The following is a 26,403-nucleotide window of genomic DNA, read 5'->3' on the forward strand; positions in this document are numbered from 1 at the left end:
TGACGGACTGTCAATAACAGTGTGCGAGCAGGAATATCGTGATTCCGACGTGGCATTGGGGCGTGTGGGAACGGCCCGGAGACCGTGCGGAGCCGGCTCGGCCCGGCGCTGCGGACGCCCCGTACCCGCCGCTGCCGCTGCCGCTGCCGCAACCTACGGCGGGCAGGGCCTGCCGGACGCCGCGCGCGCCCCCTCGCCGTCCCGGCTCCGGAACTCCCGGCGCAGCGGCGCCGCGGTGGCGAACACGAACAGCCCGAACAGCGTCATCGGCAGCAGCCCGACGGGCTGGAGGTAGTCCAGCGGGTGCCGTACCAGCCGGCCCCAGTTGCCCCACCAGTTGGCCGTCAGGTCCGCCGCCATGATCGCCGCCGCGAGCACCGGCCCGGTCGGACGCCTCCTCAGCACCAGCACCGCGGCCCACAGGTCGAGCCCGAGCAGGGCATGGAAGAGCACCTGACTCGCCAACGGCCAGCTCGCATAGGCCTGGAGACCACCCGCGACCACGTCGTACGCGTGCACGCAGGTCCCCTCCACGAACCCGACCACGTACACCCCGACCACCCATCGCCACCGTCGCACCGGCGCCCCCCGTCGCATACGACCCACCCTACGCGCGCTAGCCTCGGCTCATGATCACTGACGGGGGCGACGCCACGCGGGCCTGGGTGGAGCGGCAACTGGCGGGCGGGGAGCGCCTCGCAGGAGCCGAGCCGCTGCGCGGGGGCTGGACGTCGGAGATGCGCGGGCTGCGTGTCGAGGGCCCGGCGGGGCGGCGGGGCCTGGTGCTGCGGTCGTTCGTGAAGCCCTTCTACGTGCAGCACGCCGAGGGCCTACTCTCCCGGGAGGCTGCGATCCTGCGCCTGCTCGCGGCGACGGACGTTCCGGCCGCCACCCTGGTGGGCGTGGACGCCACCGGATCCCACTGCGACCATCCGTCCCTGCTGATGTCCCAGCTGCCCGGGTCCGTCCGATTGGACGACGAGGGCGCCGAGCGCCGGGCCGACCTGCTGGCCGCTCAGCTCGTGCGGATCCACCGGGTCGAGGTCCCCACGGACGCGAGGCCCCGGGCCTGGCAGGCCTGGACCTCCCCGGAACGGGTGGCGCTGCCGCAGGCCGGCTGGCGGCCGGAGCTGTGGCGGCGGGCCGTCGACGTGATCCGGCAGGATCCGCCCGCCCACCGGTCCTGCTTCCTGCACCGGGACTTCCACCCCGGCAACGTCCTGTTCGAGGACACCTTCGAGGGCGCCGGGGACGACGACGTCCGCGTCAGCGGCGTGGTCGACTGGGTGGAGACCTCCTGGGGGCCGGCCGACCTCGATGTGGCCCACTGCTCGACCGCCCTGTCGCTGCTCCACGGCGTACCCCTCGGGATGACCTTCGCGGACCGCTACCTCGCCTCGGGCGGACGGCTCGACGAGGACGGCCCCGCCCACCTCTACTGGAGGATCGTCGACGCCCTGGCCTTCGCCCCGGACGCGGAGAAGGTCGCCGTCCCGTGGCGTGAGCTCGGCCGCACCGAGCTGACCCCCGACCTGCTCGGCGACCGGCTCGAGCAGTACCTCCACGCCCTGTTCGAGCGCTACGCGTAGCGGGGCGGACCGTCGCCGGATGCCGCACGGCCGGGCGGCGACGTACCCTGCACGCATGCGGACGCGACCGACCCTGAGCTGGACGCCCGGCGACGAGGAGCTGCCGGAGCCGACGAGCAGTGTGGAGCCGGTCGCGGAGGTGCTGCGGGCCGGACGGGTGCTGGTGCTGAGCGGCGCGGGCATCTCCACCGAGTCCGGCATCCCCGACTACCGGGGCGAGGGCGGGACGCTGCGCCGCCACACGCCGATGACCTACCAGGACTTCGTGGGCGGCGAGGACGCCCGGCGGCGCTACTGGGCGCGCAGCCACCTCGGGTGGCGCACGATCGGTGCCGCTCGGCCCAACCGCGGGCACCGGGCGGTGGCCGCGCTCGCGCGTCACGGCTACCTGACCGGGCTGATCACGCAGAACGTCGACGGGCTGCACCAGGCGGCCGGATCCCGGGACGTGGTGGAGCTGCACGGCAGTCTGGCCCGGGTCGTCTGCCTGGGCTGCGGCGCCACCAGCACCCGCGAGGAACTCGACCGGCGGCTGCGCGAGGCCAACCCGGGCTTCACGGCCGGGGCGATCCGGATCAACCCCGACGGCGACGCCGACCTGTCCGACGACCTGGTCCGGACGTTCCGGCCGGTGCCCTGCACCGGCTGCGGCGACGGCACGCTCAAGCCGGACGTCGTGTTCTTCGGCGAGAACGTGCCGCGGGCGCGCGTCGAGGAGTGCTACGCCCGCGTCGACGCCGCTGCCGCGCTGCTGGTGCTCGGCTCGTCGCTGACGGTGCTGTCCGGGCTGCGGTTCGTCCGGCACGCGGCGCGGGCCGGCAAGCCGGTGCTGGTGATCAACCAGGGCGTCACCCGTGGCGACCAGCACGCCGCGCTGCGGGTCGACCTGCCGCTCGGGCAGGCGCTCACCGAGCTCACCGACCGGCTGGGCGTCGACCCCGACCCCGCCCTCGATCTCGACCCCCACGCCGTGCCGACAGGCGGCTGAGCAGCGGCTCGGCGCCGGCCGGGGAGATTTTCCGAGACAGCGGGCACCCACGTCGGCCAGGATGATCGAATGGCAGACGAACCGAACAACCCGCCGACCGCCGACTGGGCGACACCCCGGCCCACGACGCCGCGCAGTCTCGCCGACGACTACGTGACCCGTGTCGCCGCCCTGGATCCCAGCGTCTCCACGTGGCTCGGACTGGACCCGACGAACGACCGCATGCCGGACCTGACCCCGCAGGGGCTCGGCGAGGCCGCCGACCTCGCCCGTGACACGCTGCGCCGACTGGACGGTCTGGACGCCGGCGGCTGGGCGGACGACCCGGGCGAGCAGGTCTGCGCCCGGCTGCTGCGTGAGCGGCTCACGGCCGAACTCCAGTGGTACGACACGGGCGAGGACTTCCGCGCGGTGCGCAACCTGCACACCCCCGCCCAGGGCCTGCGCAGCATCCTCACCACCATGCCGCTGGCCACCGACGAGGACTGGGTGCCCGTCCTCGGGCGGCTGCGTGGACTCCCCGAGGCCCTGGAGGGCTACCGGTCGACCCTGGTCGAGGGCGTCTCGCGCGGTCTGCTCGCCGCACCGCGCCAGGCCGAGGTGCTCACGCAGCAGCTGACGCAGTGGACCGGCGAGGACACGGGCGGCGCGGGCTGGTTCGCCGACTTCGTCCAGCCGGCGCCGCAGACACTGCGGCCGGAGCTGGACACCGCCGCCCGCGCGGCGACCGCGGCCGTGGCCTCGTTCCGCGACTGGCTGCGTGCCGACTACGCGACCGCCGCCAAGGGCACCCCGGACGCTGTGGGCCGGGAGCGCTACCTCGTGGCCGCCCGCCGCTTCACCGGCTCCGACCTGGACCTGGACGAGGCCTACGACTGGGCCTGGGAGGAGTTCCACCGCGTCTGGGCCGAGCTGGAGACCGAGGCGCAGCGAGTGCTGCCCGGCGCCGGGGTCCAGGAGGCGCGTGAACACCTGAACCGACACGGCCACACCGTGCAGGGCGCCGAGCAGATGCGCGGGTGGCTGCAGCAGCTCGTGGAGGAGGCCATCGAGGCCCTCGACGGCAGTCACTTCGACATCCAGGGCCCGCTGCGCGGCGTCGAGACGCGGATCGCTCCGGCCGGCAGCGCCGCCGCGCCCTACTACAGCGCGCCGAGCCTGGACTTCAGCCGTCCGGGACGCACCTGGCTGCCGCTCGCCAACGGCGACGCCCAGGAGCGCTTCCAGACCTGGCGGCTGGTCAGCACCTGGTACCACGAGGGCGTTCCCGGGCACCACCTGCAGCTGGCCTCGTGGACCGCGGCGGCCGACCAGCTGTCGCGCTACCAGGTGACCCTCGGCAAGGTCAGCGCGAACGTCGAGGGCTGGGCCCTGTACGCGGAGCGGCTGATGGACGAGCTGGGCTTCCTCACCGATCCGGGCCGCCGCCTCGGCTACCTGGGCAAGCAGATGATGCGCATCGTGCGGGTGATCATCGACATCGGTATGCACCTGGAGTACGTCATCCCGGCGCACTCCCCCTACCACCCGGGCGAGCGCTGGACCCCCGAGCTGGGCACGGGCTTCCTGGACGCGTACGTGGGCATGCCCGCCGCCGCGCGCGACAGCGAGATCGTCCGCTACCTCGGACTGCCCGGCCAGGCCATCGGCTACAAGCTCGGCGAGCGCGCCTGGCTGGCCGGCCGTGACGCGGCCCGGGCCCGCCTGGGCGCGGACTTCGACCTGAAGGCCTGGCACATGAAGGCCATCCGGCAGGGTTCGCTGGGTCTCGACGACCTGACGGAGAACCTCGCCGCGCTCTGACCCACAACGGCGACCCCGCAACCACGCGCGTGCGCCCGCCCCCGCTCCGAAGCGGGCGCACCGCGCGTGTCGGTCACGCCACCCGGCGACTCGAGGCCCCGGCCGTCCCCCCACGGTCGGGGCCTCGTCGCACCAGGTGGGTGGCCCGGGGGACGATGCTGGCAGCCCGCGCCGGTGGCCCAGTACCGCCGTCCGGTGGTCCCGTCCCCACCGACCAGTGGAACCGGCAGGGGCCAGGTGACGGCACCCGCCACCCACCCGGGTGCACCTCCGACCCGCCCCGGCCGTTCCGCCGTGGCCGAACCACACCGCCCCCGCAAGGCCCCGTCCGGCCCTGTCCGGCCCTGTCCTCGCGTCCCCCGCCCGGGGGACGCGAGGACAGGGCCGCCCCAGGGGGGTGCGCGGGTCACCAGGGCCCGTGGCCAGCGGCAATCCGGCCGAGTGGCAGGAAGCGGCCGGCGGCTCGTTCGGCCTCTCCTCGGAGCGAATCGTTCCGCCGCTGTGGCAGGGTCCTGGCTCGGAACGTCCCGACCGTTCGGACGGTCACGGAAAGCAGCCCGGAGGACACCATGGGTCACATCTCTCGCCTGCCGCGTACGCCTCGGACCACCCGGCCGGACAGCCGGCCGCGCCCTCGCCGGCAGCTCGGCACCCGGCTGGGCACCGTCACCCTCGCCGCCGTCGCGGCGCTGTTCGCGACCGCCGTGCCAGGAGCCGCCGCCGACCCCGCGGCGGACCCCGCGCCCAACGCGCAGGGCCCCTCGGTCCTGGTGATGACGGTCAGCCCCGGCACGGCCACCGACCCCGGTCCCGGCCGCTCGGCCGTACTCACCTGCGGGACCGAGCCCGGCGGTGACCACCCCGCCCCGGTCGAGAGCTGCGCCGCACTCCTGGCCGACGGGCTGGACTTCACCTCGCGCCCGGGCCTTCAGGTGATGTGTCCCGACCTCGTCGCGCCGGTGACGGTCACCGCGACGGGCGTGTGGAACGGCCGCCCCGTCGACTACCAGCACACCTACGCCAACGGCTGCCTGCTGCGCCGGGCGACGGGCGTGCTCTTCGCGTTCTGACGCGGCCTTCGGGCGCGGCCTTCGGGCGCGGCCTTCTGACGCGTTGACGGGCCCCCGCCCACGGGGGGAGAGCGGGGGCCCGCATCCGATCCTTCCCCACCGGACCGGCGGGCCGCCACCACCGCTCGGCGGTTCCGGCACCGTCGACCGTCGGGTCCCGCCGGCCCTCCCGACGCGACGTCACCATGCCTATGCCCGCCGTTCATTGGCCAGCCACGCCGCAGGCGCCCCTCGGTCAGGAGACGTCGCGGCGCGCCGTGGTGGTGACGGCAAGCACCGCGAAGAGGACCGTGTAGGCCGCCAGCACGACGCCGCCTCCCCAACGTGGCAGCAGATCGGTCCTGGTCATGGCGCTCGCTCCGGCACCGAGCGCCTGGCCGGCGTTGAACGGCAGCCAGCGTGCCAGGTTGCCGACGAGCTGCCCGACGATCCCCTCGACCAGGGCGACCCACGCCAGCGAGACCGCGACGGCGCCGACCAGACTGCGGATCAGTGCGCCGACGCCCACCCCGATGGCGGCGAAGGCCGCGTTCCAGGCGACCCCGCCGCCGATCGTGGCCCACATCGTGGCATCCGACCAGTCGAACCGGACGCCCTTGTCGGCCCACCAGGCGGCTGCGACGGCAAGTCCGACGGCGCTGCTGACGACCCCGCACGCCGCCGCCAGGACGGCCGAGAGGGCGAGCTTGGCGCCGATGACGCGGCGGCGCGCGGGAACGCTCAGGAAGGTGTCGGTGACGGTCCTGTGTCGGTACTCGCCCGCCACCACCAGGATGCCGAACACGAGCGTGAACAGCGAGCTCAGCCCCACGTGGGCAAGTGCCCCGCTCTGTGCGGCGGTGTCCAGCGGACCGGTGCGGGACAGGACCAGGCCGCTGATGCCGGCGGTCACCAGTACGGGTGCGGCGCCGAGTACCAGCCAGGGGCTGCGCAGGGTGTGCAGTTTCAGTCCCTCGGTGCGGATCAGGTCGTGCATCTCGTTGCTCCTCGCGCTCAGCCGCGGACGGGCGCCGTCACGGCGCCGCTCGGGTCGGTGTCGGGGGTGGCGGTCAGGCGCAGGAACGCGGCTTCGAGCGTCTCGCCCTGCGCGGCGGTCAGCTCGGCGAGAGGGCCGGCGTGGCGCAGGGTGCCGCCCGCGACGATGACCACGCGGTCCACGGTCTGCGCCACCTCGCTCAGCACATGACTGGACATCAGCACGGTGCGGCCCTCGGCGGCCAGGCCGCGCAGCAGGTCCCGCAGGTCGGCCATTCCGGCCGGGTCGAGGCCGTTGGCGGGCTCGTCCAGGACGAGGACCTGCGGATCGCCGAGGAGCGCCGAGGCCAGGCCCAGGCGCTGCCGCATGCCGAGCGAGTAGCCGCCGACGCGGCGACCTCCGGCGTCGCCCAGGCCGACCTGCTCGAGCACCTCGTCGACTCGGCTCGGCGCGATCCCGCCCGCCTGGGCGAGCACGCGCAGGTGGTCGCGACCGCGGCGGCCGGGGTGGAAGCCGGTCGCCTCCAGGACCGCGCCGACGACCCGGCGCGGTCGGCGCAGACCGGCGTAGGGGCGCCCGTCGATGAGGGCCGTGCCCGAGGTGGGCGTGACCAGGCCGAGCAGCATGCGCAAGGTGGTGGTCTTCCCCGCTCCGTTCGGGCCGAGGAAGCCGGTGACCAGGCCGGGCTCGACGGTGAAGCTCAGCCCGTCGACGGCCGCGACCGGCCCGTAGCGCTTGGTCAGGGCGTCGACGGTGATTCCGGCGCTCATCGCGTCCCCCAGGCGGGTGTCGGCGTCGGCGTCCGTGTGGGTGTCGGCGTCGGTGTCGGTGTCGGTGTCGGTGTCGGCGTCGGTGTCGGTCGGGCGTTCGCGGGCATCGGGTTCTCCTCGGGAGTGGGGCCGGGGCGTCGCCCCGGCCTTCGCTCCCACCCTCGTCGCCCCGGGCGCCGGGAGTCGTCGCCCGACGGCGGCAATCGGTGCTACGCCGTCCGCGGTCGTTACCGGGGCGTCTACCGCGGGCGCGGTATCAGCGGCTGCCGCAGAAGGGTGACGGCATCCCAGGTCGGGCCGCCTATGGTGAAGGAATGAACGCCCTCGGCCACCTGCGTCGCGTCGCGCGCCGGCATCCCGATCCGGCGGATGCCGCGATCGCGCTGGCCGTGTTCGCGGCGACGCTGCTGACCACCTTCACCGGCCACGGCGCGTCCCCGGAGGCGCACCGGGGCCCGGCGGTCGCGGCCGCTGCGGTCGCGTGCGGAGCCCTCGCCGCGCGACGCCACCATCCGCTGGTGGTCCTGTGCGTCAGTGCGGCGGCCGCGGAGGTCTTCCTCGCCGCCACCGACGGGACCGGTGGCGTGCTGATCCTGCTGGCACCGTGGATCGCCCTGTACACCGTCGCCGACCAGGTCGAACGGCGTCTCGGCCTGCTGCTGTGCGGAGGCGCGGTGGCCGCGCTGGCCGTCGTCCACGCCGTGCAGCGGCCCGCGTTGCTCGGTCCGCAGAACCTCGCCTTCATCGCGCTCGGCGGCCTGGCCATCGCGGTCGGCGACCGGAGCCGGACCCGGCGCGCCTACCTCGCGGAGGTCGAGCAGCGCGCGGAGCGGGCCGAACGCGACCGCGAGGAGGACGCACGCCGCCGCGTCGCCGAGGAGCGGCTGCGCATCGCCCGCGATCTGCACGACGCGGTGGGCCACCAACTGGCGCTCATCAGCGTGCAGTCCGACGTCGCCGGGCGGGCGATCGACTCCGACGGCGACGCGGCCCGCGAGGCCCTCGGGCACGTGAAGCAGGCCAGCCGCCGCGCCCTGGGTGAACTGCGCGACACCATCAGTCTGTTGCGGCAGCCGGGCGACCCCGTCGCGCCCACCTCCATCCCCGCTCCCGGCCTCGACGGGCTCGACGACCTGCTGGCCTCGCTGCGCGACTCCGGCCTCGGCGTCGACCTCCACGCCGACGGCACGGTCGTCGCGCTCGCGCCCGCGGCGGACCTGACCGCCTACCGGGTGATCCAGGAGTCGCTGACCAACGTCTACAAGCACTCGCGCCGACGCCGGGCACGGCTGCACCTCGACTACCGCGCCCGGGAGGTGCGGATCACCGTCGACGACCTCGGCGGCAGTCCCGTCACGCCGCGCGACTCCCCACCGACCGAGCCGCTGCCAGGTGCCACCCACGGCATCGTCGGGATGCGCGAGCGCGTCCTCGCCCTCGGTGGCGAGTTCAGCGCCGGACCGCGCCCCGACGGCGCGTTCCGGGTGAGCGCCGTCCTGCCCTACCAGCCCCTCGATCTCACCCCGGAGCGGACCAAGTGACCATCCGCGTCGTCATCGCCGACGACCAGCCCCTGCTGCGCAGCGGCTTCAAGGCGCTGATCTCCTCGGCCCCGGACCTGGAGGTCGTCGGCGAGGCCGGCGACGGCCGCGAAGCGGTCCGGCTGGCCCGGGCCGCACGGGCGGACCTGGTCCTGATGGACATCCGCATGCCCGTCCTGGACGGGCTCGCCGCGACCCGCCTGATCAGCGCCGACGAGGACCTCGCCGGGGTGAGGGTGCTGATCCTGACCACCTTCGAGATCGACGAGTACGTCTTCGAGGCGCTGCGCGCGGGCGCCAGCGGGTTCCTCGGCAAGAGCGCGGACGCGGAGGAACTGATCCAGGCCGTGCGCACGGTCAGCCGGGGCGACTCCCTGCTCTCCCCCGCCGCCACCCGGGCCCTGATCTCACGCTTCCTCACCGACCCGGCCCCGCAGCAGCCGCAGGACGACGACACCCGCCGGGCCCTGGCGACCCTGACCGACCGCGAGCGGCAGCTCACCGCGCTGGTGGCCACCGGCCTGTCCAACGACGAAATCGCCGCACAACTGGTGCTGAGCCCCGCTACGGTCAAGACCCACGTCAACCGCGCGATGACGAAGGTCGCCGCACGTGACCGTGCCCAGCTCGTCGTCTTCGCCCACCGCAGCGGCCTCGCCCGCTGAACCAAGGAGCTTGACCGTGCTTCAGGACGAGTGCCGCGCGATGTGCCATGACGCCGGGCGGTTGACGGCCGTACGCCACGGCGCCTACCGGGAGCTCCCGGACCAGGTGGCCCGGGTGGTCCTGGAGTTCGAGACGGGGTCCTGGGTCCTCGGCGTGGACCCTGACGACGACACGGTCCTCATCGACCGGGAGTCGGGGACGATGTCGAAGGAGTTCCTCGTCGGCGACGCGCCGACCGACTCGCCCTGGGCCGGGGCCCTCGGCAGGTCGGCGCAGTGGATCTGGATCCTGTGCAACCAGCAGGGCTACGCGGACGGGATCCAGTTCGCGTTCGCCGAGGACGGCAAGGAGGTGTGCCGGGTCCAGTTGATCGCCGCCGCCTCGACCTGGCAGATCACCCTCGTGCCCACAGGCTGACGCGCTGACGTCGTCCGGTCGGGTACGACTCAGGTACTGCTCAGCAGGCGGTCGAACGCGTACCAGCAGAGCATCGCGGTGTCGACGGCCGCGATGCCCACGGCTATGAGCGCGGTGGCGACGGCGATGCGGGACCAGGTCCGCGAGCGCCGGGCGCGGTGGCCCGTCCACAGGACGGCGGCGAGGGCCAGGGCGAGGCCGACCAGACCGGCCAGGGCGTGCCAGGCGAGCACAGGACCGTGGGCGCGGGAGAGGTGCAGGCCGGCGACGGCCGTGCACAGGGCCGCACCGAACAGGCCGGCCGCGGGCAGCGCCGCCGGGTGGAGCCAGGACGGGAGCGCGGGGAGCAGTGACCCGGACGGGACCGCGAGTGCCGGCCCTTTCGGTTCCAGGTTGTCGACCATCAGCGCCGCTCCCGTCCCTCGACTCCCTCGTCAGCCCCCGCCTGCCCATGCTCACCCGCAGTCAGCGGGCGGCGCCTGCCCGGCGCGTCCGGATGGGCGCCTCGCCGTCACCCGTTCCGGGGCTCCCCGAAGCGCGCGTGGGCGTGTCGTGTCGACGCCGGTCGGCGCGTCGCTAAGGTCCAGCAGCACCCGGCCGACGGACGTGGTAGGCGGCGCTCAGGCACGCCCACTCCGCCCGGTGGGCCACCCCACGTGGGCGCGAGGAGACCCGTGCACGCTCAACCCACCGCCGCCGTCGACGAGGCCCCTCGCGAGGCCAAGCGCGTCACCGCCGGCGAGACGATCATCAAGTGGATGACCACCACCGACCACAAGGCCATCGGCACCCTCTACACGGTGACCTCGTTCGCCTTCTTCCTGGTCGGCGGCGTGATGGCGCTGCTGATCCGCGGTCAGCTGGTCAAACCGGACAACACCCTGCTCTCCAACGAGCAGTTCAACCAGGCGTTCACGATGCACGGCACGATCATGCTGCTGATGTTCGCGACGCCGCTCTTCGCCGGGTTCGCCAACTGGATCATGCCGCTGCAGATCGGTGCGCCCGACGTCGCCTTCCCCCGGCTCAACGCCTTCGCGTACTGGCTCTACCTCTTCGGCTCGCTCATCGCGGTCGGCGGCTTCCTCACCCCGGACGGCGCGGCCGACTTCGGCTGGTTCGCCTACTCGCCGCTGTCCAACGCGATCCACAGCCCCGGCATCGGCGGCGACATGTGGATCATGGGTCTGACGCTCTCCGGCTTCGGCACCATCCTCGGGTCGGTCAACTTCATCACCACCATCCTGTGCATGCGCTGCCCGGGCATGACCATGTTCCGGATGCCGATCTTCGTCTGGAACGTGCTGCTGACTGCCGTGCTGGTGCTGCTCGCGTTCCCGGTCCTCGCCGCCGCGCTGCTCGCGCTGGAGGCCGACCGCAAGTTCGGCGCCCACGTCTACGACTCCGCGAACGGCGGGGCGATCCTGTGGCAGCACCTCTTCTGGTTCTTCGGCCACCCCGAGGTCTACATCATCGCGCTGCCGTTCTTCGGCATCATCTCCGAGGTCATCCCCGTCTTCTCGCGCAAGCCGATGTTCGGCTACTCCTCGCTGATCGCGGCCACCATCGCGATCGCGGGTCTGTCGATCACCGTGTGGGCGCACCACATGTACGTGACGGGCGCGGTGCTGCTGCCGTTCTTCTCGTTCATGACGTTCCTGATCGCCGTGCCGACCGGCGTCAAGTTCTTCAACTGGATCGGCACCATGTGGCGGGGCTCGCTCAGCTTCGAGACCCCGATGCTGTGGAGCGTCGGCTTCCTGGTCACCTTCCTCTTCGGCGGCCTGACGGGCGTCATCCTGGCCTCGCCGCCGCTGGACTTCCACGTGTCGGACTCGTACTTCGTCGTCGCCCACTTCCACTACGTGGTCTTCGGCACCGTCGTCTTCGCCATGTTCTCCGGGTTCTTCTTCTGGTGGCCCAAGTGGACCGGCAAGATGCTCGACGAGCGTCTGGGCAAGATCCAGTTCTGGATGCTCTTCGTCGGCTTCCACACGACCTTCCTGGTCCAGCACTGGCTGGGCGCGGAGGGCATGCCACGCCGCTACGCCACCTACCTGCCGGGTGACGGCTTCACCACGCTGAACGTCATCTCCTCGGCGGGCTCGTTCCTGCTGGGCCTGTCCATCCTGCCGTTCCTCTACAACGTCTGGAAGACCGGCAAGTCCGGCGTCGTCGTCACCGAGGACGACCCGTGGGGTTACGGGCGCTCGCTGGAGTGGGCGACCTCCTGCCCGCCGCCGCGGCACAACTTCCTGACCCTGCCGCGGATCCGCTCCGAATCCCCCGCCTTCGAGCTGCACCACCCCGCGATCGCCGCCCGCGACTACCTGGAGAACGCCGGCGAGGTCCCGCCCCACCTCACCGCCGCTCTCGAGCGCGACGCACGCCGCGAGAAGTAGCACCGCGACCGCGACCTGTGGCGCTCGGGCCGGGCGGCGAGCCGTCGGCCGCCCGGCCATCCATCGACTGCACCTCCGACTCCCCATCCGCAGCACGGCCGGGCCACCGGTCGACCACCTCGGGAGGCCTCGCCCGTGGCCGCCGACGACGACCCTCACACTCTCTCACCCGGCACCGACACCGACGCGGACCCGGACGCCGCCGAGGGCCTGCGGATGCTGGAGGGCTACCTCTACTGGCAGGCGGAGACCGCCCGCGCCCAGCGGGACGCCGAACGCTTCGCCGACCTGCTCCCCTGGCTGACCAGCGGCCAGCGCGAGGACGTGATCCGTCTCTACCGGCAGGAACGGCTCGACTCCTCCCGCGCCTTCGTCGACCGCGTCGCGCACCGGGCGCGCCAGCTGCAGCGCGAGTACGGTGACCGGTACCGGCACCTGAAGCTGCGTCTGGTCGCCGCCGCGTTCACCGCGGCGGCGGGCCTGGTGGCCGCGGAGGCTTACCTCCACCCGATCGGGTGACGAACCCGCCGCCGCACCGTCGCTGGGAGCAAAGTCAGCGCTGAGCTGCTGTTTTCACTCATCCGAGCGATGGTGCGCGCGCTTGCGGGGCGTCACCATTGTTCTATGGACGCCTCAATGTTCGGGGGCGGTGGTGAAGGCGGAGAGGCGTCCATGGGTGAGCCGTTCGGCTCCAGCCTGGGTGACGCCTTCCTGGCCGACCCGCTGACCCCCTCCGCTTCCCGCCAGGCCCACTGCGGTGTGGACCCGCTGCGGACCCTGCCCTTCACCGCCTCCGCTCTCCTGGCCGCGCTCGCCGCCGAGTCCGATGACGCTCTGCTGATCCGTGGTGCCCACGAGCAGGCCGAGCAGATCCTCGCGCTCGTCCGCTTCGAGGAGATGCTCTCCGCGCAACTGCTCCGCCGCATCGCCGTGTTCGACCGCAGTGGCGGGGCGAGCGCGGTGCGCTCGCGCTCGACCAAGGGGTTCCTGCGCACCCACGCGCAGTTGGCCGAGGGCCACGCCAACCGGCTGGTCTCCCTGGCCCGGTGGCTGGACCGGCTGCCTGCCGTGTCCGGCGCCCTCGCGGTCGGGGCGCTCTCGGCCGACCAGGTCGAGGTCATCTCCCGCGAGATCTCTCCGGTGGAGGACGCCGACGCACGCCACGCGGCCGAGGAGCTGCTGGTCGAGCAGGCCCCCAGGCTTCATCTGACCCACCTTCGCCAGGCCGCGCGGCAGATCCACGCCCACCTCGTCGCCGAGGAGGAGCCGCCGGTCGACGCCCTCCCGCCCGCGTTCCAGTCCTGGGTCAGGCTCTCGCCGACCGGCACCAGCGACAACCCGTTCTGGGTCCTGTCCGGCGAGCTGTCCCCACTCGCGGGCGAGAAGCTCCGCGTCGCCCTGGAGGCGGCCGCCGGCGTGCCGGCCGAGGGAGATCCGCGCAGTTCCGCGGAGCGCCTGGGTGACGCCCTCGAGTCCGTGACGGACCTCGCCCTGCGCGCGGACCGGCTTCCCACCACGGGAGCCCAGCGCCCGCATCTCACCCTCATCGCCGATCTGGAGGCGCTGCGTCCCGGCTGCCGGGTGCACCCCGCGTCGGGGTCGGCGGCAGAGAGCAAGGAGAGCGAGGAGCTGTCCGGCCTGCTGCGCCCCAGGGCGGCCTGCACCACCGCCCGGGGCCACCAGCTCCCGGCCTGGCAGGCCCGCAAGGAGTCGTGCGACTGCCGGCTGCGGGTGATCCTCACCCGTCGCCAGGGCGAACCGCTCTCCGTCGGTCGCGCCACCCGTACGGTCCCGGCCGCCCTGCGCGACGCGGTCGTCGCCCGCGACCGCCACTGCGTCTGGCCGGGCTGCGACCGACCACCCACCTGGTGCGAGGCGCACCACATGATCCACTGGGCCGACGGCGGCAGGACCAGCCTCGACAACCTGGCCCTGCTGTGCGGGGAGCACCACACCGACCTGCACCGGACCGGATGGGCACTCGCCCTGCGCGACGGCAGACCCGTCGCGGTCCCGCCGCCCGGCGGCACGCCACTGCCGAACAGCCGATTCCCGCAGTGGTGAGCGGACATGACGCCTGCGCGCGGAGAATCGATCAGCTTCCCTGTGCCTGTCGGTGGGCGCGGCTACGATCGCTTGTGGTTGGCGGGCGGCCGCCCCATGGAGGGAGACACCATGAGCAGGGCCACGACCAAGGGGTCGGCCGGGTCGGCCGGGTCGGCATCGTCAGCACCGTCGGCCGCCGGCGGCGACGCCCACGACGTCATCCGCGTGCACGGCGCGCGGGAGAACAACCTCAAGGACGTCGACATCGAGATCCCCAAGCGGCAGCTGACGGTGTTCACCGGCGTCTCCGGGTCGGGCAAGAGCTCGCTGGTGTTCGACACCATCGCCGCCGAGTCGCAGCGGCTGATCAACGAGACGTACAGCACGTTCGTGCAGGGCTTCATGCCGTCGCTGGCCCGGCCCGAGGTCGACGTGCTGGAGGGCCTGACCACGGCCATCATCGTCGACCAGCAGCGGATGGGCGCGGACCCGCGCTCCACCGTCGGCACGGCCACCGACGCCAACGCCCTGCTGCGCATCCTGTTCAGCCGGCTCGGCACCCCGCACATCGGCTCGCCCAAGGCCTTCTCCTTCAACGTGCCCTCCATCAGCGGCGCGGGTGCGGTCACGCTGGAGCGCGGCGGCAAGACGGTCAAGGAGCGGCGCAGCTTCAGCATCCAGGGCGGCATGTGCCCGCGCTGCGAGGGCCGCGGCTCGGTCTCCGACATCGACCTGGCGGAGGTGTTCGACGAGTCGAAGTCCCTCAACGAGGGCGCCATCAAGGTCCCCGGATACTCGGTCGACGCCCACTGGACGACGAAGATCTTCATCGAGTCCGGCTTCCTGGACCCGGACAAGCCGATCCGCAAGTACACCAAGAAGGAGCTGGCGGACTTCCTCTACAAGGAGCCGACCAAGGTCAAGATCAGCGGGATCAACCTCACCTACGAGGGCCTGATCCCCAAGATCCAGAAGTCGATGCTCTCCAAGGACCGCGACGCGCTCCAGCCGCACATCCGCGCCTTCGTCGACCGGGCCGTCGCCTTCGCCACCTGCCCCGACTGCGACGGCACCCGGCTGGCCGAGCCGGCCCGCTCGTCCAAGATCAAGGGCATCCACCTCGGCGAGGCCTGCGCGATGCAGATCAGCGACCTCGCCGAGTGGGTCCGCGCCCTCGACGAGCCCTCCGTCGCGCCGCTGCTGACGTCGCTCCAGCAGAACCTCGACTCGTTCGTCGAGATCGGTCTGGGCTACCTCTCGCTGGACCGTCCCTCCGGCACGCTCTCGGGCGGCGAGGCCCAGCGCGTGAAGATGATCCGCCACCTCGGCTCGGCCCTCACCGACGTCACCTACGTGTTCGACGAGCCGACGATCGGCCTGCACCCGCACGACATCCAGCGCATGAACGGCCTGCTGCTGCGCCTGCGCGACAAGGGCAACACGGTGCTGGTCGTCGAGCACAAGCCGGAGGCGATCGCGATCGCCGACCACGTCGTGGACCTCGGGCCCGGCGCGGGCTCCGCCGGCGGCTCGGTCTGCTTCGAGGGCACCGTCGCGGGGCTGCGCACCAGCGGCACGGTCACCGGGCGCCACCTGGACGACCGCGCCCGCCTCAAGGACGAGGTCCGCAAGCCCACCGGCGCGCTCCCCATCCGCGGCGCCTCGGCGAACAACCTGCGGGACGTCGACGTCGACATCCCGCTCGGCGTGCTCGTCGTGGTGACGGGCGTGGCCGGTTCGGGCAAGAGCTCGCTGCTGCACGGCTCGCTGCCCAAGCAGTCCGAGACCGCCGAGGCGGGCGTGGTCTCCATCGACCAGACCGCGATCCGCGGCTCACGCCGCAGCAACCCGGCCACCTACTCCGGCCTGCTGGAGCCCATCCGCAAGGCGTTCGCCAAGGCGAACGGCGTCAAGCCGGCCCTGTTCAGCGCCAACTCCGAGGGCGCCTGCCCCGGCTGCAACGGCGCGGGCGTCGTCTACACCGAACTGACGGTGATGGCCACGGTCGCCAGCACCTGCGAGGAGTGCGACGGCAAGCGCTTCGACGCCTCGGTCCTGGAGTACAAGCTCGGCGGACGGGACATCAGCGAGGTGCTGGCGATGCCCGTCGCCGAGGCGCTGGCCTTCTTCGCCGACGGTGAGGCCCGGATCCCGGCCGCCCACACCATCCTCGGCCGCCTCGCCGACGTCGGCCTCGGCTACCTGACGCTGGGCCAGCCGCTGACGACCCTGTCGGGCGGCGAGCGCCAACGGCTCAAGCTGGCCACGCAGATGGCCGAGAAGGGCGGCGTCTACGTCCTGGACGAGCCGACGACGGGCCTGCACCTGGCCGATGTCGAGCAGCTGCTCGGCCTGCTCGACCGGATCGTCGACGCGGGCAAGTCGGTGATCGTCATCGAGCACCACCAGGCGGTGATGGCCCACGCCGACTGGATCATCGACCTGGGCCCCGGCGCGGGCCACGACGGCGGCCGCGTCGTCTTCGAGGGCACCCCCGCCGACCTCGTCACCGCCCGCGCCACCCTCACCGGCCAGCACCTGGCCGACTACATCGGCTGATCGATGCCCGGGCAGGAGGCCCGGGAGCTGCTGGGCCACCGGCTGGACCGAGCGGCCCAGGAGACCTGCTTCGAGGACGAGCGGGGTCGCCTGCGCGCGGTCGTCACCAACGGCGGGCGCGCGATGGTGACCTTGCTGCGCCGGGAGGGCGACCCCGGCGAGCACCTGGTGGATCCGCAGGCCAACCGGCGCTCCCCCGGCTGCCGTCTGCCGTCTGCCGTCTGCCGTCTGCCGTCTGCCGTCTGCCGAACAGTCAGGTCGACAGCTACGCGGACCGGGCGCTGGGCCACCACGCCGACCACGTCGCCGGCCGGACGAGGTCGCCGTCGAGAAGGACCGCCGACCCGACCCGGACGGCGCTCAGGTCAGGGCGCACGGCTCAGCTCAGCGCGCGCAGGGCGGCCGCGGCTCGGTCGACGTAGCGGGCGAAGTCCGGGGCCGGGTCGGCGGCGGAGATCCAGGCGCCGAAGGCGACGTGGAAGCAGGCGACCGCGCAGTGCGCGGCCAGAGCCGCGTCGGGGTCGGGGACGGCGCGTGCGCGCAGGGCGTCGGCGGTGGCGTCGACGAGCGAGGCGAGCTTGAGGAGCTCGCGCTCGTGGAGCGCAGGGTGGGCGGCGACGATGCGGGAGCGGCGGACGGCGTGCTCGCGCCGGTCCGCGAGCAGGCCACCGGCGGCGGCCATGCCGGCGAGGGCGGCGTCGAGCGGCGGGAGGGACGCGGGCGCGGCGAGGATCGCCTCCGTGGCCAGATGGGCCATCGTGCCGGAGCCGTCGAAGAGGACCTCGCGCTTGTCGGCGAAGTGCCGGAAGAAGGTCCGTTCCGTGACGCCCGCGTGCGCGGCGATGTCACCGGCCGTGGTCGCGTCGAAGCCTCGCTCGGCGAAGAGCTCCATGGCGGCGGCGATCATCCGCCCCCGTGCGTCCGGCTTCCAGCGAGTCATGACAGCAGAGTCTACTGATGACAGTCACTGACATAGAGTGCTACCGTTACTGATGTCAGTCACTGACATCCGCAGGACTGTCCTTGCCCCCGAAGAAGGGACGCCGTCATGCGCGTCTTCATCACCGGCGCCTCCGGCTGGATCGGCTCCGCTGTCACCGACGAACTGCTGGCAACGGGCCACGAGGTCGTCGGCCTCGCCCGCTCCGACGAGTCCGCTGCGGCGCTGACCGCCAAGGGTGCGGCCGTCCACCGGGGCAGCCTCGACGACCCGGACTCCCTCGCGTCGGCCGCCAAGGCCGCCGATGCCGTGATCCACCTCGCGTTCAAGCACGACTTCACCGACTACGCCGGCGCCGGCCGCACCGAGCACACCGCGGTCCAGCGGATGCTGGACACCCTCGAGGGCAGCGGTCGCCCGCTCCTGCTCGCCTCCGGACTGGTCTCCGGGGCCGTCGGCAAGCTGCTGACGGAGGAGGACGCCTCGCCGTTCCACGGCGTCGACTCGATGCGCGGCGGCAGCGAGAACCTCGCCCTGTCCTACGCGGAACGCGGGGTGCGCCCGGTCGCACTGCGCTTCTCCCCCACCGTCCACGGCATGGGCGACCACGGCTTCACCGCGCAGCTGACGCGCATCGCGCGCGAGCACGGTGCCGCCGCCTACATCGGCGAGGGAACGACCCGCTGGGCCGCCGTGCACCGCACCGACGCCGCTCGCCTGGTGCGCCTCGCCCTGGAGCAGGCACCCGCGGGCTCGCGCGTGCACGCGGCGGCCGAGAGCGGCATCCCCTCCCGCGACATCGCCGGCGCGATCGGCGCGCAGCTCGGCGTGCCGACGGTCTCCGTCGCCCCGGAGGACGCGGAGGCGCACTTCGGCTGGATCGGGCACTTCTTCGGCATGGACGCGATCGCGTCCAGCACCCGCACCCGGGAGCTGCTGGGCTGGACGCCGACCGGTCCGACGCTGCTGGAGGACATCGCCGCCGGGGCGTACACACTCCCTCAGTGACGGGAGAGCCGGTGCCGCTCGGGTAACGGCCCCGGCCGGATCACCCGGTGGCGCCCGTCCCGGCGAGCGCGGAGGGCTCCTCGGGGGTGACCGACGGGGCCCGCTCGGCGACGACCGCCGCCGAGCCCTCGGCCTGCTCGCCTCCGGGACGGGGCGGCCACCGCCCCGCGTGGCCCCCACCCCGGCGGTGACGACCAGCGCCACCCCGAGGGCCGGGCCGACGCCCGGCACCTGGTGCAGCACGATCGCGCCCACCAGCAGGGCGATCGCGGGTTCCAGGCTCATCAGGGTGCCGAAGGACGAGGCCGTGAGCCGTCGCAGCGCAAGGAACTCCAGCGCGAAGGGGACGAGCGGGCTGAGCACCGCCAGCCCCAGCATGATCATCACCGGCTGCCAGGCGAGCCGTCCGCCGAGGGTGGGCGCGGCAAGCAGCATCGCGACGACCGCGGCGACGGGCATCGAGACGGCGAGGCCGTTCAGGCCGGTCACGCGGTCGCCGACATGCTGGGTGAGCAGGATGTAGACGGCCCAGCAGGCGGCCGAGGCAAGCGCGAAGGCGAGGCCGAGCGGGTCGACGCCGCCGTGCCACGGCTCGGTCAGCAGCACCACGCCGGCGGCCGCGGCGACGGTCCAGCGGCGGCGTCCGCTGCCGGGGCCGAACAGCGAGACGGCGAGCGGCCCGAGGAACTCCAGCGCGCTCGCGGTGCCGAGCGGGATGCGGGAGACCGCGAGGGCGAAGAACGTCATCAGCAGACCCGTCACCACACCCAGCCAGACGCAGGCGACCAGGTCGGGACGGGCGAAGTCACGACGGCGGGGGCGGACCACGACCAGCAGCACCAGCCCGGCCCAGGCGAGCCGGAGTCCGACCGTGCCGAGGACGCCGAGGCGGGCGAACATCGGAACGGTCAGCGCGGCGCCCAACTGGACGGTGCTCATCGACGCCACACCCATCAACGTCCCGGCGCGCGCCGCCCGGCGGGAGACGGAACCGGCCGAGTGCGTACTGCTGCTGGTCATGGTCCGAGTAGATCGCGCGACAACCGTTCGCGTCCACGTGCGGATCTTGGACAGTTCGTTCGTGAAAGCCGAACGGTTGGACCATGGCGGCATGACAATGGCGGCATGGAGACGCGACGGTTGCAGGTGCTGGTCGAGCTCGCCCGGCTGGGCTCGATGCGGGCGGTGGCCGAGGCACTGAACACGACCACCTCCACCGTCTCCCAGCAGATCTCCGCACTCGCACGGGAGACGGGCGCGGCGCTGGTCGAGCCGCAGGGGCGGCGGGTACGGCTGACGCCGGCCGGGCGGCGCCTGGTGGAGCACGCGACGGTGATCCTCGCGGCGGTGGAGGCGGCGCAGCGCGACCTCGCGCCGGGGGCGGAGCCGAGCGGCACGCTGCGGGTGGCCGGCTTCGCCACGGCGATCCGGGCCCATCTGCTGCCGATCGTGACGCGGCTCGCGGTCGAGCATCCGGGCCTGCACCTGCTGGTGCGCGAGCACGAGCCGGCTGAGGCGCTGGAGCTGCTGGCGGCGGACGAAGTGGATCTGGCGCTGACCTACGACTACACGCTGGCGCCGGCTGAGCCGGACCCGTCCGTCCTGGTCACCGAGCCGCTCTGGACGGCTCTGTGGGGCCTGGGCGTCCCGGCCACCGCGCACGAGGTCGCGGGGGGCGACGTGGAGGGAATGACGACGGTGGAGGTCTTCGCGCGGTTCCGGGCCTGCGACTGGATCGGCAACTCCCGTAACACGGCCGACGAGACGGTGATCCGCACGCTGGCCTCGCTGGCGGGGTTCAGTCCCCGACTGACCCACCGGTCGGACAGCCTGGACCTGGTCGAGGACATGATCACGGCAGGCCTCGGCGTGGGCCTGCTGCCGTTGGACCGACCGACCCTTCCCAGCGTCCGCGTGCTGCCCCTGGCCGCCCCCGAGGTGCGGATGCGGGTGCACGCCGTGACCCGGCGCGGGCGCGCGAGCTGGCCGCCGCTGGCGCTGGTCACGGAGCTGCTGCGGCAGCGGGCGGGCCTGTCGCGGCCCTTCGCGCAACGGATCGATCCCACACTCTGAAAGTATTCATTCATGCTCTTGACAGCTGCCTGATGATATACAGCAAGATGTGAGCCACCCCACACCCTGAACGGCAAGGTGGCCCCATGGAGCAACGCGCCCTCGAGTTCGTCCCCGAGACCGAGAGATACGGCAGCCCACGCTCGCTGTTCACCGTCTGGTTCGCGGCGAACATGCAGATCACCACCATCGTCACCGGCGCGCTCGGCGTGGTCCTCGGCCTTCCCCTGCCCTGGGCCGTGCTCGCCCTGGTCGTCGGCAACCTGTTCGGCGGCGTCTTCATGGCGCTGCACTCGGCCCAGGGGCCGAAGCTCGGCATACCCCAGATGATCCAGAGCCGCGCCCAGTTCGGCGTGCTCGGCGCGGTGCTGCCGCTGCTCCTGGTGATCCTCATGTACATCGGCTTCTTCGCCAGCAGCTCCGTCCTGGGCGGCGCGGCCCTGGCGGCCTGGACGGGCCTGCCGCACAGCGCGTGCGTCGTCGCCGTGGCGGCCGTCTGCGTGGTGCTGGCCCTGTACGGCTACCGCCTGATCCACCAGGTGGAGCGGTGGATCAGCCTCTTCAGCGGCCTCGGCTTCGTCTACCTGACCTACCGTCTGCTCTCCGCCCCGCACCCGGCGGGCCTGTGGCACGCCGGTTCGCTCGACCTCGGGACGTTCCTGCTCGTCGTCTCGATCGCGGCGACCTGGCAGATCACCTACGCGCCCTACGTCGCCGACTACTCCCGCTACCTGCCGACCTCGACCCGCTCCTCCGCCGCGTTCTGGTGGACGTACGCCGGCTCGGTCGGGGCCAGCGTCTGGATGATGGCCTTCGGTTGTGTGGCCGCCTCGCTCGCACCCAAGGCGTTCGGCGGCGACCCGGTCGCCTACGTGGTGGGCCTGGCGCCCGGCTCCGTCTCCGATGTGTTCTTCCTCATGGTCGTCCTCGGCGTGCTCGCGGTGAACGTGCTCAACCTGTACGGGACGTTCATGTCGACGACGACCACGCTCGGCGCGGTGCTGCGCCTGCGCGTCGGCCAGGGCCTGCGGGCCGCGTTCATCCTCGGCGCGGCAGCCGTCGGCGCCGGGATCGCACTGCTCGCGCAGGCCGACTTCCTGGCCACCTTCGAGAACTTCATCCTGCTGCTGACGTACTTCCTGGTGCCGTGGACGGCGGTGAACCTCGTCGACTTCTACCTGATCCGGCGTGAGCGCTACGACATCCCGGCCCTGTTCGACCCGAACGGCCGCTACGGCCGGGTCAACTGGCGCACCATGACGGCGTACCTCGTCGGAGTGGCGGTCGAGGTCCCCTTCGTCAGCACCAGCTACTACACCGGCCCGATGGTGGCCCACCTCGGCGGGGCGGACATCTCCTGGATCCTCGGGCTGATCGTCTCGGCCGCCCTCTACTACGGGCTGATGCGCGGCGAGCCGGTCCTGGAGGCGGAGCCGGCGCCGACCCCGGCGGTCGCCCAGGAGCCCCGGCCCACCGTCTGAGGCAGGATCTGTCGCCGCTTCGGAGAGCTGAGCCTCGGGCGAGGCTCGGGCGAGGGCCGGCGGAGGGTTCGGGGAAGGATCGGGGGGTGGACGGCTTTCGGCCGCCCGATAGGGTGGCCCGATGGCCGAAACCGCTCGATCCTCCCGGACCCGTCTCTACCGCGACGGGAAGCTCGACCTCGAGGGCTTCCCCGTGGCGGAGATATCCGATCACCTCGCCGAACCCGGCACCCTGGTCTGGCTCGACCTCTGCGCGCCCACGCCGCAGGACTTCGAGACCATCACCGAGGAGTTCGGCCTGCACGAGCTGGCGGTCGAGGACGCCCGCCACGAGCACCAGCGCCCCAAGCTGGACCGCTACCGGGACCACAGCTTCCTCAGCATGTACGCCGTCTGCGCCCACCAGGGCGGCGAGGAGCTGAGCGTCAGCGAGCTGTCGGTGTTCGTGACCGCCAAGGCGCTCATCACCATCCGGTTCGACGACCGCTTCGACATGGACGAGGTCGTCTCCCGCTGGGACGACTCCTCCGCGCTGGCCGAGTACGGCGTCGGCTACCTCCTGCACGGCCTGCTCGACCAGGTCGTCGACGGGCACTTCCGCGCCGTCCAGGAGATGGACGACCGGATCGAGGAGATCGAGGAGGGCCTCTTCGACGGGACCGCCGGCAGCACCGAGGACATCCAGCGGGCGGCCTTCGCCCTGCGCAAGAACCTGGTCCGGCTGCGACGGATCGTGCTGCCCATGCGGGAGATGGTCAACACCCTGATGCGCCGTGACCTGCGCATCGTGGCCGACCCGATGATGCCGTACTACCAGGACGTCTACGACCACGTGCTCCGGGCGACGGAGTGGACGGAGTCGCTGCGCGACATGGTCGGCTCGATCATGGAGACGAACCTGACCATCCAGGGCAACCGGATGAACATGATCATGAAGAAGGTGACGAGCTGGGCCTCGATCGTCGCCGTCCCGACCGCCGTCACCGGCTTCTACGGCCAGAACGTCCCCTACCCCGGCTTCGGCACCGAGTGGGGCTTCCTGGTCTCCACGGGCGTGACGATCGGGATCTCGGTGGCCCTCTACCTGGGCTTCAAGCGCCGCGACTGGATCTGACGCCCGCTTCGCCTCCCGAGCCGACGGCGGACAGGCGCGAAGGATCCGGCATGCTGTCCCGCCATGGGGATCAACGTGGAACTGCAGCGGGTCCAACCCGGGACGGTGGGCGTCGCGGCGTCCGGACGGGCGTGGCCGCGACCCGAGATGCGGGAGGGCGAGAGCTTCCGGGCGACGCTCTCGCTGGACAAGGCGTGGGGTGTGCTGCGATGGCTGCTGCACGCCGCGGCCTGCCCGGTCGACCCCGTGCTCGGCACACCGCTGCCCGAGGCCAAGGACGAGGGCGGGACAAGGGACGAGGCCAAGGACGAGGACGACGGCCTCGACCCGGACCTCGCCCCGCCGGGCCTGCTGACCCCGGAGGAGGTCGCCCGCGCCGCGGCGTTCCTGGCCGCACTCTCCTTCGACACCTTGGCGGACTTCACCGACGAGGACGCGATGGACCTCGACGACGTCTACCCGCAGGGCCTCGACCGCGCGGGCGTGGAGGGTCTGCGCGGCTACTACACCGACCTGCAGGCCTTCTACGCGGCAGCCGCACTCGCCGGACAGGCGGTCCTGCGGGAGCTCGGCTGAGCGGCGTCCTACGAGCCCAGGAGCGCGAGGTCCTCGTCCGAGAGGCGCAGGGCCCCCGCGGCGACGTTCTGGGTGAGGTGGTACGGGTCGCCGGTGCCGGGGATGGCCAGGACGTGAGGGCCCTGGTGGAGCGTCCAGGCCAACCGGATCTGGGCGACGGCGACGCCGTGGGCGCGCGCGACGGACCGAACGGGGTCGCTGTCCTCGGCCGTCGGGCCGGGCTCGCGGGCCGGGCCGGCGATCGCGAAGAAGGGCACGAAGGCGATGTCCAGCTCACCGCAGCGGCGCAGCAGCTCCTGCTGCTCGCCGGAGGTGCCGAGCCCGTAGGGGTTCTGGACGCAGACGACCGGGGCGATCTCGAGGGCCTGTGCGAGCTGCGCGGAGGTGACGTTGGAGACGCCCAGGTGCCGGATCAGTCCCGCGTCGCGCAGCTCGGCCAGGGCGCCGAAGTGCTCGCTGATCGAGCCGGCGCGCTCGCTCGGCGGGACGCGCAGGTTCACCACGTCGAGGTGGTCACGGCCGAGTTGGCGCAGGTTCTCCTCCACCTGGCCGCGCAGCTGCGCGGGCGAGGCCCAGGACCAGGCACCGGAGGGGTCGCGTCCGGGCCAGACCTTGGTCGCGATGACGAGGTCCTCGGGGTACGGCGCCAGAGCGCTGTTGATCAGCTCGTTGGCGGAACGGGTCGCCGAGAAGTAGAACGCGGCGGTGTCGATGTGGTTCACGCCGAGCTCGACCGCCCGCCGCAGCACGGCGATCGACTGCGCGCGGTCGCGCGGCACGCCGCCGTCGAAGGGCGCCGTGCCGGTCAACCGCATGGCGCCGAAGCCGACGCGGCGGACCGTCAGGTCGCCGAGCGTCCAGGTGCCGGCGGCGGCGGCTGCGGCTGCGGAGATCGTCGCTGGGGTCACGGTTGAGGCCTCCTCCTGGTGGGTGCCCGGTTCCGGGCACGAAAAAAGCCTCCCCGGTGGATGTTCGTCCGCGCCGGGAAGGCTCACGTCTCCTGGAGTTGTAGCACGCCCGTGGGACCGTCCGCCAGCACCGTGGGATGATCAACGGGTCGACCGGACCCGGCGGTCGCCCGCTCCGAGGAGAACGCCAGCGTGAACACCGCCCAGCTGCTCGTCACCGGCTGCTACGACAAGGAGATGGACGGGCGCGGCACCGGCCTGACCTCCTACCGGCGCGACCCTGGCGACGGATCGCTGACGCCCCTCGACACCCTCGCACTGCCCTCCCCCTCGTACGTCGTCCGGCATCCGACCCAACCGCTCCTCTACACCGCCAACGAGGCCGGCGAGGTGGGCTCGGTCAGCGTCGTCGCGGTCGCCGCGGACGGGTCGCTGCGCGAGGTGGAGCGCCTGTCGAGCCAGGGCGGGTGGCCGTGCCATCTCGCGGTCGGGGAGGGCGGGCGGCGGCTCGCGGTGGCCAACTACCGGACCGGGACCGCGCTCTTCCTCGATCTGGACGAGGCCGGGCGCCCGGTCGGTGGCGCGCGGCTGTGGGCCGGTGACGCGGGCGCGCTCGGGCCCCGGGCGGACCGGCAGGACGGCCCGCACGCGCACATGGTGGTCCCCGGGCCGGACGGGCTGTGGACCGTCGTGGACCTCGGGACGGACCAGCTGCGCTCCGGCAGGGCCGATGCGGACGGACCCGAGGCCGTCACCGCGCTGCCCGCCGGGACGGGGCCGCGCCAGCTGGTGCGCGCCGCGGACGGAATGGCCTACGTCGTGGGCGAGTTGGACTCGCGGCTGCACGTGCTGCGGGAGGCGGAGCCGGGCCGCTTCCGCTGGCTCGGCGCCGTGCCGGCGACCGGGGAGCCGGAGAGGACGGCGGGCAACCTCCCCGCGCACCTGACCGTCAGCGCCGACGGCAGCCTGCTGCTGCTCTCCAACCGGGTCACGGACACGGTCGCGCTCTTCCGCACCCGGCCCGACGGCCTGCCGCGGCCGGTGGGGGAGGTACCGTCCGGCGGCGCCTGGCCGCGCCACATGGAGCTGGTCGGCGACCACCTCCACGTCTGCGACGAGCGGACGGACACCCTCGCCGTGTTCACACTCGACGTGGCGAACGCCACGCTGACCCTGCGGCACCGGTACGCGACCGGCTCCCCGACCTGCGCGCTCGCGATCGGCTGACCGGGCCCCGACCGGGGAATGCCCGCGGGCGCCGACGCGTTGACGTGCCCATGTGGCCCGGGTTCCCTGCCGGGCCCTGCACGAGAAAGGGGATGCCCCGTGAAGGTGCGCAACTCACTGCGCTCGCTGAAGCAGCAGCCCGGTTCCCAGGTGGTGCGGCGTCGCGGCCGCGTCTACGTGATCAACCGGCGTGACCCGCGGATGAAGGCCCGCCAGGGCTGACGTGTCCGGCCCGGCGCGGTCCCGCGC

General features: G+C 72.9%; 24 protein-coding genes and 1 pseudogene. 18 read left to right on the top strand and 7 right to left on the bottom strand.

The annotated features are described in order from the left end of the window. Positions 1-153: 153 nt before the first annotated feature. Positions 154-519 (bottom strand): hypothetical protein, encoded by a 366-nt coding sequence (locus BMY61_RS14260; protein WP_236656112.1) that lies wholly within the window; start codon positions 517-519, stop codon positions 154-156. Between the two features lie 110 nt (positions 520-629). On the opposite strand from BMY61_RS14260, the gene BMY61_RS14265 reads away from it, so the two are divergent. The 4 genes from BMY61_RS14265 to BMY61_RS46140 all read left to right on the top strand — a co-directional run bounded on the left by BMY61_RS14265 (position 630) and on the right by BMY61_RS46140 (position 5,450). Beyond that, positions 630-1,589, top strand: a complete 960-nt coding sequence (locus BMY61_RS14265) for a phosphotransferase family protein (RefSeq protein WP_042451064.1) — start codon at positions 630-632, stop codon at positions 1,587-1,589. A gap of 55 nt (positions 1,590-1,644) precedes the next feature. After that, positions 1,645-2,577, top strand: coding sequence for an NAD-dependent protein deacetylase (locus tag BMY61_RS14270; protein ID WP_042451066.1), 933 nt, complete (start codon positions 1,645-1,647; stop codon positions 2,575-2,577). Positions 2,578-2,646: 69 nt separating this feature from the next. Further along, positions 2,647-4,380: a DUF885 domain-containing protein gene (locus tag BMY61_RS14275; RefSeq protein WP_042451069.1), complete on the top strand. Its 1,734-nt coding sequence runs from the start codon at positions 2,647-2,649 to the stop codon at positions 4,378-4,380. A gap of 569 nt (positions 4,381-4,949) precedes the next feature. Then, positions 4,950-5,450 (top strand): SSI family serine proteinase inhibitor, encoded by a 501-nt coding sequence (locus tag BMY61_RS46140; RefSeq protein ID WP_052438927.1) that lies wholly within the window; start codon positions 4,950-4,952, stop codon positions 5,448-5,450. A gap of 235 nt (positions 5,451-5,685) precedes the next feature. Here the strand turns inward: BMY61_RS46140 and BMY61_RS14285 are convergent, their stop codons facing one another. Together BMY61_RS14285 and BMY61_RS14290 are read right to left on the bottom strand one after the other, a co-directional pair. Continuing rightward, positions 5,686-6,426 carry an ABC transporter permease subunit gene (locus BMY61_RS14285; RefSeq protein ID WP_042451071.1) on the bottom strand — a complete coding sequence of 247 codons (741 nt, stop codon included), beginning with the start codon at positions 6,424-6,426 and terminating at the stop codon, positions 5,686-5,688. A gap of 17 nt (positions 6,427-6,443) precedes the next feature. Then, a complete protein-coding gene (locus BMY61_RS14290) occupies positions 6,444-7,355 on the bottom strand; it encodes an ABC transporter ATP-binding protein (RefSeq protein ID WP_425314684.1) in 912 nt (303 codons plus the stop codon). 155 nt (positions 7,356-7,510) lie between these two features. On the opposite strand from BMY61_RS14290, the gene BMY61_RS14300 reads away from it, so the two are divergent. The 3 genes from BMY61_RS14300 to BMY61_RS14310 are packed head-to-tail and all read left to right on the top strand — an operon-like array spanning position 7,511 to position 9,820. Beyond that, the gene (locus tag BMY61_RS14300; RefSeq protein ID WP_052438928.1) at positions 7,511-8,737 is read left to right on the top strand and encodes a sensor histidine kinase; all 1,227 of its coding nucleotides are present in this window, start codon (positions 7,511-7,513) and stop codon (positions 8,735-8,737) included. After that, a complete protein-coding gene (locus BMY61_RS14305; RefSeq protein ID WP_042451075.1) occupies positions 8,734-9,402 on the top strand; it encodes a response regulator transcription factor in 669 nt (222 codons plus the stop codon). Before BMY61_RS14300 ends, BMY61_RS14305 begins: the two co-directional genes overlap by 4 nt. 16 nt (positions 9,403-9,418) lie before the next feature. Next, positions 9,419-9,820 carry a DUF6334 family protein gene (locus tag BMY61_RS14310; RefSeq protein ID WP_042451077.1) on the top strand — a complete coding sequence of 134 codons (402 nt, stop codon included), beginning with the start codon at positions 9,419-9,421 and terminating at the stop codon, positions 9,818-9,820. A 29-nt stretch (positions 9,821-9,849) separates the two neighbouring features. Here BMY61_RS14310 and BMY61_RS14315 read toward each other — a convergent pair whose 3' ends face one another. Beyond that, entirely contained in the window at positions 9,850-10,224 is a 375-nt protein-coding gene (locus tag BMY61_RS14315; RefSeq protein ID WP_042451079.1) for a hypothetical protein, read from the bottom strand. A 270-nt stretch (positions 10,225-10,494) separates the two neighbouring features. Between BMY61_RS14315 and ctaD the strand changes: the two genes are divergently transcribed. The 4 genes from ctaD to BMY61_RS14335 all read left to right on the top strand — a co-directional run bounded on the left by ctaD (position 10,495) and on the right by BMY61_RS14335 (position 16,827). Next, complete coding sequence (ctaD, locus tag BMY61_RS14320; RefSeq protein WP_236656113.1) at positions 10,495-12,222, top strand: aa3-type cytochrome oxidase subunit I; 1,728 nt, start codon at positions 10,495-10,497, stop codon at positions 12,220-12,222. A 135-nt stretch (positions 12,223-12,357) separates the two neighbouring features. After that, on the top strand, positions 12,358-12,741 hold the full coding sequence (locus tag BMY61_RS14325) for a hypothetical protein (RefSeq protein WP_052438929.1): 384 nt from the start codon (positions 12,358-12,360) through the stop codon (positions 12,739-12,741). Between the two features lie 153 nt (positions 12,742-12,894). Further along, positions 12,895-14,286 carry an HNH endonuclease signature motif containing protein gene (locus BMY61_RS14330; protein WP_052438930.1) on the top strand — a complete coding sequence of 464 codons (1,392 nt, stop codon included), beginning with the start codon at positions 12,895-12,897 and terminating at the stop codon, positions 14,284-14,286. A gap of 111 nt (positions 14,287-14,397) precedes the next feature. Then, positions 14,398-16,827: an ATP-binding cassette domain-containing protein gene (locus BMY61_RS14335; protein WP_082015204.1), complete on the top strand. Its 2,430-nt coding sequence runs from the start codon at positions 14,398-14,400 to the stop codon at positions 16,825-16,827. A gap of 379 nt (positions 16,828-17,206) precedes the next feature. On the opposite strand, the gene BMY61_RS14340 is transcribed toward BMY61_RS14335, so the two are convergent. Then, positions 17,207-17,767, bottom strand: coding sequence for a TetR/AcrR family transcriptional regulator (locus BMY61_RS14340; RefSeq protein WP_042451082.1), 561 nt, complete (start codon positions 17,765-17,767; stop codon positions 17,207-17,209). A 108-nt stretch (positions 17,768-17,875) separates the two neighbouring features. Here BMY61_RS14340 and BMY61_RS14345 point away from each other — a divergent pair, with 108 nt between their 5' ends. Next, positions 17,876-18,775, top strand: coding sequence for an SDR family oxidoreductase (locus BMY61_RS14345; protein ID WP_042451090.1), 900 nt, complete (start codon positions 17,876-17,878; stop codon positions 18,773-18,775). Between the two features lie 195 nt (positions 18,776-18,970). On the opposite strand, the pseudogene BMY61_RS48605 reads toward BMY61_RS14345, so the two are convergent. After that, positions 18,971-19,888 (bottom strand): annotated as a pseudogene (locus tag BMY61_RS48605) (EamA family transporter); the annotation flags it as partial. A 12-nt stretch (positions 19,889-19,900) separates the two neighbouring features. Here BMY61_RS48605 and BMY61_RS14355 point away from each other — a divergent pair. From BMY61_RS14355 to BMY61_RS14370, 4 genes are all read left to right on the top strand, one after another. Further along, positions 19,901-20,848: a LysR family transcriptional regulator gene (locus BMY61_RS14355; protein ID WP_042451094.1), complete on the top strand. Its 948-nt coding sequence runs from the start codon at positions 19,901-19,903 to the stop codon at positions 20,846-20,848. An 86-nt stretch (positions 20,849-20,934) separates the two neighbouring features. After that, positions 20,935-22,329 carry a purine-cytosine permease family protein gene (locus BMY61_RS14360; RefSeq protein WP_042451096.1) on the top strand — a complete coding sequence of 465 codons (1,395 nt, stop codon included), beginning with the start codon at positions 20,935-20,937 and terminating at the stop codon, positions 22,327-22,329. 121 nt (positions 22,330-22,450) lie between these two features. Then, positions 22,451-23,443, top strand: a complete 993-nt coding sequence (locus tag BMY61_RS14365; protein WP_042451098.1) for a magnesium transporter CorA family protein — start codon at positions 22,451-22,453, stop codon at positions 23,441-23,443. 63 nt (positions 23,444-23,506) lie between these two features. Beyond that, positions 23,507-24,019, top strand: a complete 513-nt coding sequence (locus tag BMY61_RS14370) for a DUF1877 family protein (protein ID WP_042451101.1) — start codon at positions 23,507-23,509, stop codon at positions 24,017-24,019. Positions 24,020-24,027: 8 nt separating this feature from the next. On the opposite strand, the gene BMY61_RS14375 is transcribed toward BMY61_RS14370, so the two are convergent. Next, positions 24,028-24,927, bottom strand: a complete 900-nt coding sequence (locus BMY61_RS14375; RefSeq protein WP_042451103.1) for an aldo/keto reductase — start codon at positions 24,925-24,927, stop codon at positions 24,028-24,030. Positions 24,928-25,119: 192 nt separating this feature from the next. On the opposite strand from BMY61_RS14375, the gene BMY61_RS14380 reads away from it, so the two are divergent. Both BMY61_RS14380 and ykgO read left to right on the top strand, forming a co-directional pair. Beyond that, the gene (locus tag BMY61_RS14380; protein WP_052438931.1) at positions 25,120-26,154 is read left to right on the top strand and encodes a lactonase family protein; all 1,035 of its coding nucleotides are present in this window, start codon (positions 25,120-25,122) and stop codon (positions 26,152-26,154) included. A gap of 99 nt (positions 26,155-26,253) precedes the next feature. After that, positions 26,254-26,376, top strand: coding sequence for a type B 50S ribosomal protein L36 (ykgO, locus tag BMY61_RS14385; RefSeq protein ID WP_042451105.1), 123 nt, complete (start codon positions 26,254-26,256; stop codon positions 26,374-26,376). The last annotated feature ends 27 nt before the right edge of the window (positions 26,377-26,403 follow it).

The sequence above is a fragment of the Streptacidiphilus jiangxiensis genome (genome assembly GCF_900109465.1).
Taxonomy (GTDB): Bacteria; Actinomycetota; Actinomycetes; order Streptomycetales; family Streptomycetaceae; genus Streptacidiphilus; species Streptacidiphilus jiangxiensis.

Coding starts and splice junctions, on each gene's coding strand:
- BMY61_RS14265 (WP_042451064.1), top strand. CDS start 630: ATGATCACTGACGGGGGCGACGCCACGCGGGCCTGGGTGGAGCGGCAA.
- BMY61_RS14270 (WP_042451066.1), top strand. CDS start 1,645: ATGCGGACGCGACCGACCCTGAGCTGGACGCCCGGCGACGAGGAGCTG.
- BMY61_RS14275 (WP_042451069.1), top strand. CDS start 2,647: ATGGCAGACGAACCGAACAACCCGCCGACCGCCGACTGGGCGACACCC.
- BMY61_RS46140 (WP_052438927.1), top strand. CDS start 4,950: ATGGGTCACATCTCTCGCCTGCCGCGTACGCCTCGGACCACCCGGCCG.
- BMY61_RS14285 (WP_042451071.1), bottom strand. CDS start 6,426: ATGCACGACCTGATCCGCACCGAGGGACTGAAACTGCACACCCTGCGC.
- BMY61_RS14300 (WP_052438928.1), top strand. CDS start 7,511: ATGAACGCCCTCGGCCACCTGCGTCGCGTCGCGCGCCGGCATCCCGAT.
- BMY61_RS14315 (WP_042451079.1), bottom strand. CDS start 10,224: ATGGTCGACAACCTGGAACCGAAAGGGCCGGCACTCGCGGTCCCGTCC.
- BMY61_RS14330 (WP_052438930.1), top strand. CDS start 12,895: ATGGGTGAGCCGTTCGGCTCCAGCCTGGGTGACGCCTTCCTGGCCGAC.
- BMY61_RS14335 (WP_082015204.1), top strand. CDS start 14,398: ATGAGCAGGGCCACGACCAAGGGGTCGGCCGGGTCGGCCGGGTCGGCA.
- BMY61_RS14340 (WP_042451082.1), bottom strand. CDS start 17,767: ATGACTCGCTGGAAGCCGGACGCACGGGGGCGGATGATCGCCGCCGCC.
- BMY61_RS14345 (WP_042451090.1), top strand. CDS start 17,876: ATGCGCGTCTTCATCACCGGCGCCTCCGGCTGGATCGGCTCCGCTGTC.
- BMY61_RS14355 (WP_042451094.1), top strand. CDS start 19,901: ATGGAGACGCGACGGTTGCAGGTGCTGGTCGAGCTCGCCCGGCTGGGC.
- BMY61_RS14360 (WP_042451096.1), top strand. CDS start 20,935: ATGGAGCAACGCGCCCTCGAGTTCGTCCCCGAGACCGAGAGATACGGC.
- BMY61_RS14365 (WP_042451098.1), top strand. CDS start 22,451: ATGGCCGAAACCGCTCGATCCTCCCGGACCCGTCTCTACCGCGACGGG.
- BMY61_RS14370 (WP_042451101.1), top strand. CDS start 23,507: ATGGGGATCAACGTGGAACTGCAGCGGGTCCAACCCGGGACGGTGGGC.